At 61.7% G+C, this 13,541-nt stretch carries 17 protein-coding genes and 1 pseudogene; 10 read left to right on the top strand and 8 right to left on the bottom strand.

The features are described from left to right. Positions 1-2: 2 nt before the first annotated feature. Complete coding sequence (upp, locus tag J4D52_RS11450; RefSeq protein ID WP_007928379.1) at positions 3-641, bottom strand: uracil phosphoribosyltransferase; 639 nt, start codon at positions 639-641, stop codon at positions 3-5. A 165-nt stretch (positions 642-806) separates the two neighbouring features. Here upp and J4D52_RS11455 point away from each other — a divergent pair, with 165 nt between their 5' ends. The 4 genes from J4D52_RS11455 to J4D52_RS11470 all read left to right on the top strand — a co-directional run bounded on the left by J4D52_RS11455 (position 807) and on the right by J4D52_RS11470 (position 2,768). Further along, the gene (locus J4D52_RS11455) at positions 807-1,364 is read left to right on the top strand and encodes a hypoxanthine-guanine phosphoribosyltransferase (RefSeq protein WP_102676020.1); all 558 of its coding nucleotides are present in this window, start codon (positions 807-809) and stop codon (positions 1,362-1,364) included. A 3-nt stretch (positions 1,365-1,367) separates the two neighbouring features. Continuing rightward, entirely contained in the window at positions 1,368-1,841 is a 474-nt protein-coding gene (locus tag J4D52_RS11460; RefSeq protein ID WP_025806231.1) for a WbuC family cupin fold metalloprotein, read from the top strand. A gap of 90 nt (positions 1,842-1,931) precedes the next feature. After that, positions 1,932-2,417 carry a hypothetical protein gene (locus tag J4D52_RS11465; protein WP_025806230.1) on the top strand — a complete coding sequence of 162 codons (486 nt, stop codon included), beginning with the start codon at positions 1,932-1,934 and terminating at the stop codon, positions 2,415-2,417. A gap of 63 nt (positions 2,418-2,480) precedes the next feature. Continuing rightward, a complete protein-coding gene (locus J4D52_RS11470; protein ID WP_025806228.1) occupies positions 2,481-2,768 on the top strand; it encodes a PA4642 family protein in 288 nt (95 codons plus the stop codon). A gap of 91 nt (positions 2,769-2,859) precedes the next feature. Here the strand turns inward: J4D52_RS11470 and mqo are convergent, their stop codons facing one another. Continuing rightward, positions 2,860-4,371, bottom strand: a complete 1,512-nt coding sequence (gene mqo / locus J4D52_RS11475; RefSeq protein ID WP_025806227.1) for a malate dehydrogenase (quinone) — start codon at positions 4,369-4,371, stop codon at positions 2,860-2,862. Between the two features lie 733 nt (positions 4,372-5,104). After that, positions 5,105-5,338, bottom strand: coding sequence for a hypothetical protein (locus J4D52_RS11480; RefSeq protein ID WP_025806225.1), 234 nt, complete (start codon positions 5,336-5,338; stop codon positions 5,105-5,107). 206 nt (positions 5,339-5,544) lie between these two features. On the opposite strand from J4D52_RS11480, the gene J4D52_RS11485 reads away from it, so the two are divergent. Next, on the top strand, positions 5,545-6,129 hold the full coding sequence (locus tag J4D52_RS11485) for a YajG family lipoprotein (protein ID WP_009045547.1): 585 nt from the start codon (positions 5,545-5,547) through the stop codon (positions 6,127-6,129). Positions 6,130-6,269: 140 nt separating this feature from the next. Here the strand turns inward: J4D52_RS11485 and J4D52_RS11490 are convergent, their stop codons facing one another. After that, positions 6,270-6,476, bottom strand: a complete 207-nt coding sequence (locus tag J4D52_RS11490) for a hypothetical protein (RefSeq protein ID WP_009050770.1) — start codon at positions 6,474-6,476, stop codon at positions 6,270-6,272. Positions 6,477-6,663: 187 nt separating this feature from the next. Here J4D52_RS11490 and J4D52_RS11495 point away from each other — a divergent pair, with 187 nt between their 5' ends. Further along, positions 6,664-6,954: a hypothetical protein gene (locus J4D52_RS11495; protein ID WP_102676021.1), complete on the top strand. Its 291-nt coding sequence runs from the start codon at positions 6,664-6,666 to the stop codon at positions 6,952-6,954. Positions 6,955-7,069: 115 nt separating this feature from the next. Here J4D52_RS11495 and J4D52_RS11500 read toward each other — a convergent pair whose 3' ends face one another. Beyond that, positions 7,070-8,239 (bottom strand): 1-acyl-sn-glycerol-3-phosphate acyltransferase, encoded by a 1,170-nt coding sequence (locus J4D52_RS11500; RefSeq protein WP_036997981.1) that lies wholly within the window; start codon positions 8,237-8,239, stop codon positions 7,070-7,072. A gap of 139 nt (positions 8,240-8,378) precedes the next feature. On the opposite strand from J4D52_RS11500, the gene J4D52_RS11505 reads away from it, so the two are divergent. From J4D52_RS11505 to J4D52_RS11515, 3 genes are read left to right on the top strand one after another with little or no spacing between them, the layout of a single operon-like run. After that, positions 8,379-8,561, top strand: coding sequence for a CPXCG motif-containing cysteine-rich protein (locus J4D52_RS11505; protein WP_025806222.1), 183 nt, complete (start codon positions 8,379-8,381; stop codon positions 8,559-8,561). Between the two features lie 9 nt (positions 8,562-8,570). After that, complete coding sequence (locus J4D52_RS11510; RefSeq protein WP_009050766.1) at positions 8,571-8,831, top strand: putative signal transducing protein; 261 nt, start codon at positions 8,571-8,573, stop codon at positions 8,829-8,831. Between the two features lie 34 nt (positions 8,832-8,865). Beyond that, a complete protein-coding gene (locus tag J4D52_RS11515) occupies positions 8,866-9,486 on the top strand; it encodes an SOS response-associated peptidase (protein ID WP_053280831.1) in 621 nt (206 codons plus the stop codon). Positions 9,487-9,543: 57 nt separating this feature from the next. Here the strand turns inward: J4D52_RS11515 and J4D52_RS30740 are convergent, their stop codons facing one another. Beyond that, positions 9,544-10,386, bottom strand: coding sequence for a methyl-accepting chemotaxis protein (locus tag J4D52_RS30740; protein WP_371356879.1), 843 nt, complete (start codon positions 10,384-10,386; stop codon positions 9,544-9,546). A gap of 12 nt (positions 10,387-10,398) precedes the next feature. Beyond that, positions 10,399-11,787, bottom strand: a pseudogene (locus J4D52_RS30745) (HAMP domain-containing protein); the annotation flags it as partial. A 168-nt stretch (positions 11,788-11,955) separates the two neighbouring features. Between J4D52_RS30745 and J4D52_RS11525 the strand changes: the two are divergent. Beyond that, positions 11,956-12,771, top strand: a complete 816-nt coding sequence (locus J4D52_RS11525; protein WP_025806219.1) for a M48 family metallopeptidase — start codon at positions 11,956-11,958, stop codon at positions 12,769-12,771. A gap of 125 nt (positions 12,772-12,896) precedes the next feature. Here J4D52_RS11525 and J4D52_RS11530 read toward each other — a convergent pair whose 3' ends face one another. Continuing rightward, positions 12,897-13,481 (bottom strand): TMEM165/GDT1 family protein, encoded by a 585-nt coding sequence (locus tag J4D52_RS11530; RefSeq protein ID WP_009045541.1) that lies wholly within the window; start codon positions 13,479-13,481, stop codon positions 12,897-12,899. Positions 13,482-13,541: the final 60 nt, after the last annotated feature.

Below are 13,541 nucleotides of genomic sequence, written 5' to 3' on the forward strand. Positions count from 1 at the left end.
GCTCAGGCGTCCTTCTGCTTGGTGCCGAAGATCTTGTCGCCGGCATCGCCCAGGCCCGGGATGATGTAGCCGTGCTCGTTGAGTTTCTGATCGATGGAAGCGGTGTAGATGGTCACGTCCGGGTGAGCTTTCTCGACGGCTTCTATGCCTTCGGGGGCGGCGACCAGCACCATGGCGCGGATGTCCTTGCAGCCAGCCTTTTTCAACAGGTCGATGGTCGCGACCATGGAGCTGCCGGTGGCGAGCATCGGGTCGATGATCATGGCCAGGCGTTCGTCGATTTCCGGAACCAGTTTTTCCAGGTAGGTGTGCGCCTGCAGGGTTTCCTCGTTGCGGGCCACGCCCACGGCGCTGACCTTGGCGCCCGGGATCAGGCTGAGCACGCCTTCGAGCATGCCGATACCGGCGCGCAGGATAGGCACCACGGTAATCTTCTTGCCGGCGATCTTCTCGACCTGGACAGGGCCGCACCAGCCCGGAATCTCATAGGATTCGAGCGGCAGGTCTTTGGTGGCTTCGTACGTCAGCAGGGCACCGACTTCCTGAGCGAGCTCCCGGAAGTTCTTCGTGCTAATGTCGGCGCGGCGCATAAGGCCAAGTTTGTGTCGGATCAGCGGATGGCGGATCTCACGGATGGGCATAGGGAAAGGCTCCGGCGGCGGGCAAAAAAACCGGCCTAGATTAATCTATCCGAGGGTGTTGTCCTATAGACATCTAAGTACGTTAGTCCAGAAACGCTTGATCTGACCGGGCCGGATGCGTACCTTTGCCCGCTTTTCCGAAACTGCCACCCCCTGGAGAGCGCCATGTCCGCTGATCTCGAGCATATCCGTCTAATCATGCGCGAGGCTGACTGCCTGTACACCGAAGCTGAGGTCGAGGCGGCCATCGCCCGAGTCGGTGCACAAATCAATGAACAACTGGCGGAGCGCAATCCGGTGGTTTTCTGCGTGATGAACGGTGGCCTGATCTTCTCCGGCAAGCTGCTGACCCATCTTAAATTCCCGCTGGAAGCTTCCTACCTGCACGCCACCCGCTATCGCAACGAAACCAGCGGCGGCGAGCTGTTCTGGAAATCCAAGCCGGAAGTGTCCTTCATCGACCGTGACGTGCTGATCATCGACGACATCCTCGACGAAGGTCATACCCTGGGCGCGATCATCGACTTCTGCAAACACGCTGGCGCCCGTGCGGTGCACACTGCCGTGCTGATCGACAAGGACCACGACCGCAAGGCCCGTCCCGACCTGAAAGCCGACTACGTTGGCCTGCCATGCGTGGACCGCTACATCTTCGGTTACGGCATGGACTACAAGGGTTACTGGCGTAACGCTGCCGGCATCTTTGCCGTCAAAGGCATGTAACTCATGAGCCAGCCGAGCTTTCTGGATCAGTCGCTGTTTGCCGAACTGGTCGAAAAGGCCTCGGCCAGCCCCCGTGGTCGCCACCACCACAACTTCCACCAGATGCAAGAGCCTTGTCACCGCATGGCAGTGGGGCTGCAGCCATCCACCTACATCCCGCCCCATCGCCACCTGAGTGACGACAAGGCCGAGACTTTGCTGGTGCTCAAGGGGCGCCTGGGCCTGCTGATTTTCGACGACGCTGGTCAGGTGCTGGACAAACGTGTGCTGCAGGCGGGTGGTGATTGCATGGGCGTCGACCTACCGTTCGGCGTCTACCACGGCCTGGTGGTGCTTGAGCCCGATAGCCTGATGTTCGAGTGCAAGGCCGGACCTTATCGTCCGGTCGGCGAGGGTGAATTGGCCGCTTGGGCGCCCCGCGAGGGTGAGCCGGGCGTGGCCGAATACCAGGCCTGGATGCGCGCCCAGTTCGACTGAGCGCCATCCTCGCGCTTGAGCTGTAGCCGCGCCTGCAAAAAACTGCGCTGACCCATGCTAGAGTGCCAGGCCTTGTGTCCGGAGCCTGTCATGAGCCTTTTGATTCGCAGTTGCGCGGCCTTTCTTCTGATCCTGAGCCTGCCCCTGGCTGCTGCCCCGGCGCCCATGCACGGGCAGTTCCTGCCGCCCGATGACCTGACCCTGCGTGATGCCGCCCCCGAGCAGCAACAGCTGCTGCAGGTCACCGAGTACTCGGTGGTCATCGGCAGCCAGCGCCAGTCCAACCAGCAACCGATCCCGGTCACCTCGCCGCTGTTGATCCGCCTCAAGGGCAAGCCGCTGAACAAGGGCGCGACCATCAGCCAGGTGCTGGTGAACTTCGACGGCGAGAGCAAAAGCCTGAAAAAGCCGCAGTTCGACGACAAGAGCAAGACCCTCACCCTGTTCTACCCGCTGGCCCAGTATCGGGTGGTGATGGACCTGTTGCGCAACGACACGGTGTATTGCCAGTTTCTCAGCTACGCCAACGGCCACATCTGGGCCGATCTGCACACCGGCGCGGTACGCTCGCGTTGAGGCCTGACGCGGCCTGGGGGTAAACTGCCTGCCCCGTGAAATGTCTGCGAGCTGGAGTCGGCAATGCGTAAAGATAAGAAACAAGTGATTGGTGACGAGATCGGCGATGTGCAGATCAAACTGTTCCTCGATTTCGAGCCGGCCGACGCCACTTCGCCGTCCCTGCACAAGCTGATCAAGGCCTATCGCGGCCTGCGTATCGACGATTTCGAGCGTTTCCTGGCGTTCTTCGTCGAGGCTGGCTACGACCTGGACGGCAAGGACGAACACGGCAAGGACTTCGTGGCCCTGATCCAGGACCAGCGCAACGCCGCCGACTACATCGAGCTGATCGAAAAAGCTCGCGGCTGAAAATGCGCCGCCCTGGCTGTGGCTGTCTTTAAAACAGCCATAAAAAACGCCCCGTTCTCCAAGAGAGCGGGGCGTTTTTCATGAGAGCGGCTTAAGCGTAGCTTTCGGCTTCGCTGCTCTGCTCGACCAGCTCCAGGCTGACGTTGTTCTCGTTGTTGATCTTGCGGTACAGCGCGGCGTCGGTTTCCAGGGCCTTTTCACGGGCCGGGAAGATTTCCTTGAGCTTGCTGGCCCACTCGCCAGCCGCCTTGGCCGGGAAGCAGCGTTCGATCAGTTCCAGCATGATCGAGACGGTCACCGAAGCGCCCGGCGAAGCGCCGAGCAGTGCGGCGAGGGAGCCGTCCTTGGCCGCGACCAGCTCGGTGCCGAACTGCAGCACGCCACCTTTCTTCGGGTCTTTCTTGATGATCTGCACCCGCTGGCCGGCCACTTCCAGGCGCCAGTCTTCGGCTTTGGCTTCAGGGTAGAAGCGACGCAGGGATTCCAGGCGCTGCTCCATGGACTGCATCACTTCGCTGACCAGGTACTTGGTCAGGTCCATGTTGTTTTTGGCCACGGCCAGCATCGGGCCGATGTTGCCGGCGCGAACCGACATCGGCAGGTCCATGAAGGAACCGTGCTTGAGGAACTTGGTGGTGAAGCCGGCGTAGGGTCCGAACAGCAGGGACTTCTTGCCATCGACCACGCGGGTGTCCAGGTGCGGCACGGACATCGGTGGCGAACCGACCGCGGCCTGGCTGTAGACCTTGGCCTGGTGGTGCTTGACCACTTCCGGGTTGTCGCAACGCAGCCACTGGCCGCTGATCGGGAAGCCGCCGAAGCCTTTGCTTTCCTCGATGCCCGAAGCCTGCAACAGCGGCAGCGCCGCGCCGCCAGCGCCGAGGAACACGAACTTGGCGTCGACTTCACGGCTGTTGCCGCTGTTGACGTCCTTGATGCTGACGGTCCAGCCGTTGTCCTTGTTGCGTTTCAGACCGGTCACGCGCTTGCAGTACTTGACCTGGGCATCGGGTGCGCTGGTCAGGTGCTTGAGCAACTGGTTGGTCAGGGCGCCGAAGTTGACGTCGGTGCCGTTGATCACGCGGGTGGCGGCGATGGTTTCGTCAGCCGGGCGCCCCGGCATCATCAGCGGCATCCACTCGGCCATCTTGGCCTTGTCTTCGGTGTATTCCATGTCCGCGAAAGCGTGGTGCTTGCTCAGCACTTCATAGCGTTTCTTCAGGAAGGACACACCGCTGTCGCCCTGGACGAAGCTCAGGTGCGGCACCGGGCTGATAAAGGACTTGGACGAGCCGAAGGTGCCTTTCTTGGTCAGGTAGGACCAGAACTGCTTCGACACCTCGAACTGGGTGTTGATGTGCACGGCTTTCTTGATATCGACGGAACCGTCGGCGGCCTGTGGCGTGTAGTTCAGCTCACAGAGGCCGGCGTGGCCGGTACCGGCGTTGTTCCACGGGTTGGAACTCTCCGCGGCACCCGAATCCATCAGCTCGACGACTTCCAGCTTGATCGCGGGGTCGAGCTCTTTGAGCAGTACAGCGAGGGTGGCACTCATGATGCCGGCCCCAACCAATACGACGTCTACTGCTTCGTTATGCGCCATTAACGCGTCTCCAAAATCTGCAGCACCAAATTGACGGCATAGCTGCCAGGAGTAGGGGGGCGGTTCACGTTATGCCCCGGGTCACTCATGGCCAGGATCGCCATGTCCGAATCTTCGCAATTTTTTGCAACTTCGACGGACGCTACCAACCGGGCCTGATCCGCGTATGAACGCATTTCGGGGCAGGGCAGGCAATTCGACTTATGGTCAAGAGTCCGTTTGTGCAACCAAATCCGTAGCGGACAGGCTTCAAGCGCAAGTATCTGAGGCGTGCTCGGTCCTGTGTAATCGGGCTGTTGTAGACGCTAATGGTGCCAGTACAGACGCAAAACTATTCATTTGCTCGCCACACTCTTGTGAAGTTGTGAAAACCCGTTTTTTCACGCTCTTTTGAAGACGTGAACCTCAAAAAAGGGCTGTCCAAGCCTGGCACCGGCCCGAGGGGTGAATGCCGACATGGAGCACGTGGCATTAACGGGCGAACAGCTCAGTGGCCGAGCAATGGCAGCTCTGCAGATGCGCGAAAAGCGGTGGTTTGCAAGATGAACAGCAAGCACGCCGGCTTCACTCGATCTGTGTGGGCGGCTCTCTGTGGGCAATGCGGGGGAGCTGAAGCTGATGCATCAGCGATGCTGCGAGGCCCGATCAGGAGACGTCCTTATAATCGGGGGGAGATTGTAACGAAGAAACGCGCAGAAATGATCCTGTTTAATGACTTTTATTAGGCTTTTGGTCAGGTGGCCATCATTGGTTGCACCCGGGCACGGGCAATGCGTGGGCTGACACGGGCGCTGGCAGGCAGCGGCTGGTGCAACCAGTTGAGACGGATTTCCTCGATTTCCACCCAGCCGTCGCCCATTGGCGGCACTTTGCAGTGCTTGAAAGCCTGGCAGCGGCCCTGCGGGTCGAGCTTGGCGAAGCTGCGGTATTTCTGGCGCGGAGCGAACAAGGACCAGAGGAAATGCATGGCGATGTACCTGTTGGGCTGTTGCGATGAAGAATGCCGCCTGGGCGTTACATGGCCATGTAATGCCTGTGACGGGAAGGTTACAGGAAGCGCCTTGTACCGAACCTGTATGGGAGCTGACTGACTCGCGCCGGGCCGCTGGTTCGCGGCCGCTGACCCCCGCTATACTGCGCGCCTGTCTGTGCCTGATTTCTGGAGAAATGAGTATGTTGCAACGCCTGTTGTTCGGTTTGATCACTGTGACCAGTTTGACGCTGGCTGGCTGCGCCCATAGTCCGCAACAACTCAGCCCGGAACCGAAGCTCACCACTCAGCTCGCGCCGGTCGGCCATGGCCAGCCTGTGGTGGTGAAAGTGGTCGATGGCCGTCCGTCGCCAACCCTGGGTACCCGCGGCGGGCTGTACCCTGAAACCAGCGCGATCACCGTCCAGGGCGCGCAGATCCTGCCGAAGCTGCAGGCCCAGGCCGAAGCCGCGGTACGCCTGCTGGGCTTTACCCCGACCGCCAACGCGCTGAACGCTCCGCAACTGACCGTGACCCTGGCCGAGCTGAAGTATCAGTCGCCCAAGGAAGGCCTGTACGTGACTGAGGCCACCATCGGCGCGACCTTCCGCTCCGATGTGCAGAACGCCAACCGCCGCTACAGCGGTCGTTACGGTGCGTCCCTGGACCAGCGTTTCGGCATGGCGCCGAACCAGGAAACCAATACCAAGCTGGTCAGCGACGTACTCAGCGACGCCTTGACCCGTCTGTTCAAGGACCCGAGCATCGGCCAGATCCTCGGCGAATAATCTGAGCCTGTGGCCGCTGCCGCAGGTTGCGATAAGGCTCAAAGAGCCTTGCTTGACGCCTTAAGCTCCGGACACAAAAAAGCCCGGCTTCCACAGAAGCCGGGCTTTTTATTGGCTGTCGATTTGTTTCGAGCCTGGCCTCACGCCGCCTCGACGTAAAAATCCAGCACGCTGACCCCTGTCAGCAGATCGGTTTCCGGCAGGTCGGCATGCTGGTGCCCGCCGAGGGCGCAATACACCAGCCAGTGGCGGTCCTGGACGTTGAAGGCCAGGCCACCGACCAAGGCTTCCTGTTCGTCGCTGGGGGCGATCAGGTAGAGGCGATCCTGGTTTTCTGCGTGCAGCATGACAAGCTCCGTGTCGGTTTCGAGGGGCGCCAGACTGGCCTGTTTATATGACGAACGTATGACAGGACGAATTAACCGGCCGGCGGCTTGTTATCTGTCGGAAAGCCCAGGCAGAAAGTGGGCCTTTGGGTAAAATCCGCGCCGCGAGTCGCCAGGGCTCGTTATCCGGTTTCATTCGAGGTTCGTGATGTCGCTGCAACTGATCTGGTCGCTGTTCAGCGCCCACCCCGCCAAGCTGATCAATATTCTCGCCTTGCTGTTCGCCTTTCCTGGCAGCTGGTTGTTGCACGCCACCCGACGTCGCGAGCAGCGTGCGCTGGCCAATCTGGCCGCCCAGGGCCAATCTCGCTCCCAAGAGCAGCTACCGGCGCAGGCGTTGGATGATGCGACCTTGCGCATGAACCGCTTCTTCTACCGCTTCGGTTTCGCCTGCCTGGGGCTGGCGTTGCTGGTGTCGTGGATCAGCACGCGGTTCTGATAGGCCTTGAGATCGCTATCGCGAGCAAGCTAGCTCCTGCAAGGGACGTTGTTCGCAATCAAGGTACAAAAACGACAACGGCGCCCGAAGGCGCCGTTGTTGTGTGCGGTAAGCGTTATGGCAAGGCCAGTCCCGCCTTGACCCGATACTGATTGCGTACCGGCGTCGCATATTGCAGCACCAGGTATGGGCGATGTTCCTCCGGGCAGGCGTCCAGGCGTCGTTGCCACTCTTCCTGGGCCTTGGCCAGTTCGTCCGCCGGGAACACCTGGGCCGCGCTCGGAACCTGCAACGCCGGGTCGGCATCGCTCCACTGGGCGTAGGCCAGGTAATGCACCGGGAACAGGCGGTAGCCGCCGAGGATCTGCCGGTCCATCTCCACCGCCAATTGCTTGGTGTCCTCGAAGAGCTCGCTGATCGGCGCGGCGAAGTTCACGTGGACCCGGCCCTTATAGCCGGTGATGCCCTTGGCGATGCTGATGTCGTCCTCGCCCGGAGCCTTGGTATAGCTGCCGGTGGTGGCGCGGATATACAACTCGCGGGCCTTGGCCTGATCGCAAGGGTCGTATTCGTAGCTGATCGACACCGGGGTCAGGTTCAGCGACTGGATGACCTCGCCAAACGGCTCGTCCTTGCGGCTCATGTGGAACATCTTGAGGATTGCCGACTCGGTACGGTCGTCGCCGTCCTTGGCCCGGCCTTCGGCCTGGGCAATCCAGATCGACGCACAATCGTTGCGGATCGAGTGGTTGATGTAGGCCGACAGCAGCTGATAGGCGGCCATCTTTTCCCGGCGCCCGGTGATCGAACGGTGCACGATGAAGCTCTTGTTCAGGCGCATCAGGTCGCTGACGAAGGGCTTTTGCAGCAGGTTGTCGCCGATGGCGATACGTGGCGTTGGCAACCCGGCGTGGTACACCGCGTAATTGACGAAGGCCGGGTCCATCACGATGTCGCGGTGGTTGGCGATGAACAGGTAGGCGCTGCCGGATTTGAATTGCTCGACCCCGGTGTAGGTCACACCGTCGGTGGCCCGTTCGATGGTGTGGTCGACGTAGAACTCGACCTTGTCCTGCAGGGTCGCCACCGAAGTGACCGCGGCGAACTCTCGACGCAGCCGATGAGCTATAAGGGGTTTGAGCAGCCAGCCGAAAGCGCCGGCAAAGCGCGGGAAGCGGAAGTGGGTGAGGATATCTAGAAACGCCTTGTCGCCGAGCAGTCGAGCCAGCACCGCTGGTACTTCACTGTCGTCGTAAGGTCGGATGGCATCGAATTCGCCCATCATGCTCTCTTGTTGGAAACGGCTAGGTAAGAAAAGGTTTGGATCGAAAAATAGCCGGGCGCGGTCTGAAAAGTAAGCTCAGATCTCAATAGCCCTGCAAATAGACCGGCGATTATACGCACAAGTCACTCCGGAGGCCGCGATGCTGGAAACCGAACGCTATCAATGTCCCTACTGCGGTGAAGAGGCCGAGGCCGTGCTGGACCTGTCCGGGGGCGATCAGCAGTACATCGAGGACTGTCCGGTCTGTTGCCGGCCCATTGTGTTCACGCTGCAGACCGACGGTGAGGAATGGATGCTCGAGGTGCGCAGCGAAAACGAGTGAGGGGGTTATATGCAGCGAGTCTACGAACCGGAAAACCTGCTGGAAGGGGAATTGCTCCAGGGCATGCTGGCCAGCGAGGGGATCGAGGCACACCTGGTGGGGCGGGATTTGCTCGGCGGCACCGGTGAGTTGCCGGCGTTCGGCCTGCTCGGGCTGGCGGTGGATAACGACCAGGCGCAATACGCTCGGGAACTGATCGCCGCGTACAATGCCGCGCTGCCGATGCCCGGCGACGAGCCGGCCAATCATGCCGGCGTGCTGATCTGTTAGGCTGGCCGCCGATTTTCCGAGAGTTGTTTGCCCCATGTGTGGACGTTATGCCCTGTTTCGCTGGAACCAAGCGTTTGCCGCCTTGCCCGGATTTCCGGCGGATCAGCAGGCGCAGTGGAATATTTCGCCCAACGATTCGGTGCTGATCCTGCGCAGCAGCGACGGCCAGCGCAACCTCGCCCGCGCCCGCTGGGGCCTGACGCCGCCCTGGCTGACCGACCTGTCGCGCACCCCCGCCCATGCCCGCGCCGAAACCCTGGCCGAACAGCCGATGTTTCGCGAAGCCTTTCGCCAGCGCCGCTGCCTGCTGCCGGCCAACGGTTTTTACGAATGGCGTGGCGGCACCCGCAAGCGCCCGTATTGGCTGACGCCGGGGGAGGGCTCGTCGCTGTTCTTCGCGGCGATCTGGGAGGCCTATCCGGTGCAGGAACAGGTCTGGCTGAGCACCGCGGTGGTCACCCAGCCGGCGGCCAGCCAGCGTCGGCCATTGATCCTCGATGCCCAGGGCCAGGAAGCCTGGCTCGACCCAGAGACGCCATTGCCGGTGTTGCAAGCCTTGCTGGCCAGCCCGCCGGCCGCCTTGCGCGAGCGGGTGCTGGCCAACCTGGTGAACGATCCGAAGCTCAATGCCCCGGAATGCCTGACCCCGGGCTGATCCGTCCGTAGGCGCGAGGCTTGCCCGCGATAAGGTCCAAAGGACCTTTCGCAGATTTCAGACCTTGAACTGATTGATCAGGCGCCGCTGCTGCTCGGCCAGCTTGGTCAGGCCGGCGCTGGCCGCGCTGGACTCGTCGGCGCCGCCCGCCACTTCGTTGGCCACCTGGCCGATATTGATCACGTTGCGGTTGATGTCCTCGGCGACGGCGCTTTGCTCTTCGGCGGCGCTGGCGATCTGGGTGTTCATGTCGTTGATCACCGACACGGCCTGAGTGATGGTTTCCAGGGCCTCGGCCGCTTTCGCCGCGTGCTGCACGCTTTCGTCGGTGCGGTTCTGGCTGTCCTCCATGACCCGCACCACATCGCGGGTGCCTTGCTGCAGCTGCTGGATCATCGACTGGATTTCTTCGGTCGCCTGCTGGGTCTTCTGCGCCAGGTTGCGCACTTCGTCGGCCACCACGGCAAAACCGCGGCCCTGTTCGCCGGCGCGTGCGGCTTCGATGGCGGCGTTGAGGGCCAACAGGTTGGTCTGTTCGGCGATGCCGCGAATGGCGATCAGGATCGCGTTGATGTTCTCGCTGTCCTTGGCCAGGGTCTGCACGACGCCCACTGCCCGGCCGATTTCCACGGCCAGGGCGCCAATGGCGGTCGAGGTGTCGCGCACGATCCGCATGCCTTGGCTGGCGGCCTGGTCGGCATGGTTGGCGGCTTGCGCGGCCTGGGTCGCGTTGCGGGCCACGTCCTGGGCGGTGGCAGTCATTTCATGCACCGCGGTGGCCACCTGGTCGATCTCGGCCATTTGCTTGTGCACGCCCTGGTTGGTGCGAATGGCGATATCGGCGGTGTGTTCGGAGGAGTCGCTGACGCTCTGCACCGAGGTCACCACCTGGCTGATCATCGCCTGCAGTTTGGCCAGGAAGGTATTGAAGCCTTTGGCGATCGAGCCCAGTTCGTCGGCGCGGTCGCTGCTCAGGCGGCGGGTCAGGTCGCCTTCGCCCTGGGCGATATCGTCGAGCATGGCCACCATCTGCTTGAGCGGCCGGGCGATGCCGTGGCCCACCAGCCAGATCACCAGCAGGCCGAGGCCGGCGATGATCAGGCCGACCATGGCCATGCCGAAGGTGTCGGCCTGGCGCTGTTCGGCCAGGTCGTTCTGCAGTTTCTGCAGGTCGGCCATGACGGCATTCAGCGGCAGTTGCAGCATCAGGGTCCAGCGGGCGTCGGTCTGGCCGATGCCGAACGGCAGGTACAGCTCGATCCGCCCGTTGGCCTGATCGACGTTGTAGTTCACTTCGCCGCGCTTGAGGTTGCCCAGCTTGGCGACTTCCTCGCTGTCGAGAATGTCGCTGACCTTTTCGCCGAACTTGCTCGGGTCCTTGGTGTAAGCCACCAGCCGGCCATTGCCACCGATCAGGGCCATTTCGCCCACGCCGTTGTAGAGCTTCTGGTTGGCGCCCAGGAGCATTTCCTGGATGAAGTTCACCGACAGGTCGGCGCCGACTATGCCCTGGAAGGCACCGTCGAGCAGGATGGGCTCAATAAAGGAGGCGAGCATGACGATCTTGTCGCCGACCTTGTACGGCGCCGGATCGATCACACAGGACTTCTTGCTTTCCTTGGAGCACAGGTAGTACTCGCTGGCGCGTACGCCGGTGGACAGGACTTTCTGGTCGTCCACGTCCACCAGTTTGTCCAGGCCCAGGCTGCCGTCTTCGTTGCGGAACCACCACGGCAGGAAGCGCCCGTTGCTGGCATCGATACCCACCACCTTGGTGTCGACATAGGCGCTGTCGTTATGGTCGATGGCATTCTTTTCCCAGCCTATATAGGCACCGAGAATCTTCGGGTTCTGCGTGACGTTTTCCTTGATCAGGTTGATCAACTGTTCACGGCTGAGATTGAGCTGTGGATTGCCGTCCGCGCCCTTGCTGCCGATCAGCGCGTTGACCCGCACCAGCCCGCCGGCGATCAGCAGGGGCGCCTCGAGTTCACGCTGGATCTGGCTGACCTGGGTCTGAGCCAGCCCGACCAGCCGCTGCTCGATGACTTGCTCGAACTGAGCCTGGGTTTGCTGCTGCACCATCTCCTGGGTCCGGGCGCCGGCGAACAGGGCGTACAGCACCAGGGCAACGACCACGCTGAGGACGATGGCACCGGCCAGGGCGGCCACGGAAAACTGGATCGACTTGAATTTCATAAGGGCTCCGGACGCAGGAATGACGTCTGCCCCGCTGTATCGGCAAGGCCCTCGCCGACCATGAGCGAGGATCGGAAAAATGACTGCTTTGTAGGCTGGCATGTCGCAAATGGACAGCTGCCGGCCGTTGTCGGGCGCGGCGGGGAGGGTTCTGTGAATTTTTTCCTACGCTGCCCAGTAGCTGAAAACAGCGTGCTACACGTCCGTTGTATCTGGCGTCGATACACAACTGCGCCTAGGATACGCGCCATGTTTTCAGGGAGCGTTTTCATGAGTAAGAAGCAGGTTTTGGGTGCACTCACCGCCGCGTTGCTGCTGTCGGGTTGCCAGTCGGTCAACACCACCAGCGGCGGTGCTGTCGGGGTCGATCGCAAGCAGTACATGTTCAGCATGTTGTCGAGCGATGAGGTCAACCAGTCCTACGCGCAGTCCTATCAGCAGAAGATCGGCGAAGCGAACAGCAAGAACGTGCTGGACAAGTCCAGTGCCAATGCCAGGCGCATCCAGGCGATCGCCAATCGGCTGATTGCCCAGGCCCCGGTCTTCCGCCCGGATTCCGCGCAGTGGAACTGGGAAGTCAACCTGATCAAGAGCGATGAGCTCAACGCCAACTGCGGTCCTGGCGGCAAGATCATTTTCTACAGCGGCCTGATCGAGAAGCTGCAACTGACCGATGACGAAATCGCCGCGGTCATGGGTCATGAAATCGCCCACGCCCTGCGCGAGCATGGCCGTGAAGCGATGTCCAAGGCCTACGGTGTCAGCGCGCTGAAGCAGATCGCCCTGATCGCCGGCGCACCGCAGGAAGCAGTCGCCGTGGGCGACAACGGGGTCAACCTGTTGATGACTCTGCCCAACAGCCGCGGCAATGAAAACGAAGCCGACCTGATCGGCCTGGAACTGGCGGCCCGCGCCGGCTACAACCCGAACGCGGCCATCACCCTGTGGAACAAAATGAGCAAGGCCTCGGAAGGCGCGCCACCTGAATTCCTCAGTACTCACCCGGCGTCCGGCAGTCGTATTTCCTCCTTGGAAGCGGCGATTCCGAAGGTGATGCCGTTGTACCAGCAGGCCAAGAAGCCCTGATCGTCTGGTGCCGCTGCTGACGACTGCGTCGTGAACAAGCCGGCCCCTGCAAAAAAAGCCCCGACTGCTTCGGGGCTTTTTTGTGCCCGCAGGTTTGCCTGGAGGCGCGCCTGCTGGTGAGGCGCTTACAACCAGCCGCTGCTCTGCATGGCCTTGTACACCGCGACGATGGCCAGGATGAAGAACGCCGAAGCCGCGAGGCGACGGATCAGGGTCAGGGGCAGTTTCTCCGCCGCGAAGTTGCCGGCCAGTACCACCGGGACGTTGGCGATCAACATGCCGGCGGTGGTGCCGATGATGACCAGCCACAGTTCCGGGTATTGCGCCGCGAGCATGACGGTGGCGATCTGGGTCTTGTCGCCGATTTCAGCGAGGAAGAACGCGATCAGTGTGGTCAGGAAGGGGCCGAACTTGCGGGCGGTGCTGGCTTCGTCGTCGTCCATCTTGTCCGGCACCAGGGTCCAGAGCGCGGTCGCGGTAAAGCTCGCGGCGAGGATCCAGTGCAAGGTCGCATCCGAGAAGAAGCTGCCGAACCAGGCGCCTACCGCACCGGCTGCCGCATGGTTGGCCAGGGTCGCGGCGACGATGCCGGCGATGATCGGCCAGGGTTTGCGAAAGCGCGCGGCGAGAATGAGGGCAAGCAGTTGCGTCTTGTCGCCGATTTCGGCCAAGGCAACGATCGCTGTGGGAACTAGTAGAGAATCCAGCATCAGGGCATTCCTAAGGGGCGGGTCGACACGGCTATGACACGTACAGCCTTCCCGCCCCGG

This window comes from Pseudomonas sp. GW460-12-10-14-TSB1, from assembly GCF_017349775.1.
Taxonomy (GTDB): Bacteria; Pseudomonadota; Gammaproteobacteria; order Pseudomonadales; family Pseudomonadaceae; genus Aquipseudomonas; species Aquipseudomonas piscium.

Excerpts from the sequence above, each read along its gene's own strand:
- upp (WP_007928379.1), bottom strand. The coding sequence starts at position 641 with ATGCCCATCCGTGAGATCCGCCATCCGCTGATCCGACACAAACTTGGC.
- J4D52_RS11455 (WP_102676020.1), top strand. The coding sequence starts at position 807 with ATGTCCGCTGATCTCGAGCATATCCGTCTAATCATGCGCGAGGCTGAC.
- J4D52_RS11460 (WP_025806231.1), top strand. The coding sequence starts at position 1,368 with ATGAGCCAGCCGAGCTTTCTGGATCAGTCGCTGTTTGCCGAACTGGTC.
- J4D52_RS11465 (WP_025806230.1), top strand. The coding sequence starts at position 1,932 with ATGAGCCTTTTGATTCGCAGTTGCGCGGCCTTTCTTCTGATCCTGAGC.
- J4D52_RS11470 (WP_025806228.1), top strand. The coding sequence starts at position 2,481 with ATGCGTAAAGATAAGAAACAAGTGATTGGTGACGAGATCGGCGATGTG.
- mqo (WP_025806227.1), bottom strand. The coding sequence starts at position 4,371 with ATGGCGCATAACGAAGCAGTAGACGTCGTATTGGTTGGGGCCGGCATC.
- J4D52_RS11480 (WP_025806225.1), bottom strand. The coding sequence starts at position 5,338 with ATGCATTTCCTCTGGTCCTTGTTCGCTCCGCGCCAGAAATACCGCAGC.
- J4D52_RS11485 (WP_009045547.1), top strand. The coding sequence starts at position 5,545 with ATGTTGCAACGCCTGTTGTTCGGTTTGATCACTGTGACCAGTTTGACG.
- J4D52_RS11490 (WP_009050770.1), bottom strand. The coding sequence starts at position 6,476 with ATGCTGCACGCAGAAAACCAGGATCGCCTCTACCTGATCGCCCCCAGC.
- J4D52_RS11495 (WP_102676021.1), top strand. The coding sequence starts at position 6,664 with ATGTCGCTGCAACTGATCTGGTCGCTGTTCAGCGCCCACCCCGCCAAG.
- J4D52_RS11500 (WP_036997981.1), bottom strand. The coding sequence starts at position 8,239 with ATGATGGGCGAATTCGATGCCATCCGACCTTACGACGACAGTGAAGTA.
- J4D52_RS11505 (WP_025806222.1), top strand. The coding sequence starts at position 8,379 with ATGCTGGAAACCGAACGCTATCAATGTCCCTACTGCGGTGAAGAGGCC.
- J4D52_RS11510 (WP_009050766.1), top strand. The coding sequence starts at position 8,571 with ATGCAGCGAGTCTACGAACCGGAAAACCTGCTGGAAGGGGAATTGCTC.
- J4D52_RS11515 (WP_053280831.1), top strand. The coding sequence starts at position 8,866 with ATGTGTGGACGTTATGCCCTGTTTCGCTGGAACCAAGCGTTTGCCGCC.
- J4D52_RS30740 (WP_371356879.1), bottom strand. The coding sequence starts at position 10,386 with ATGATCAGCCAGGTGGTGACCTCGGTGCAGAGCGTCAGCGACTCCTCC.
- J4D52_RS11525 (WP_025806219.1), top strand. The coding sequence starts at position 11,956 with ATGAGTAAGAAGCAGGTTTTGGGTGCACTCACCGCCGCGTTGCTGCTG.
- J4D52_RS11530 (WP_009045541.1), bottom strand. The coding sequence starts at position 13,481 with ATGCTGGATTCTCTACTAGTTCCCACAGCGATCGTTGCCTTGGCCGAA.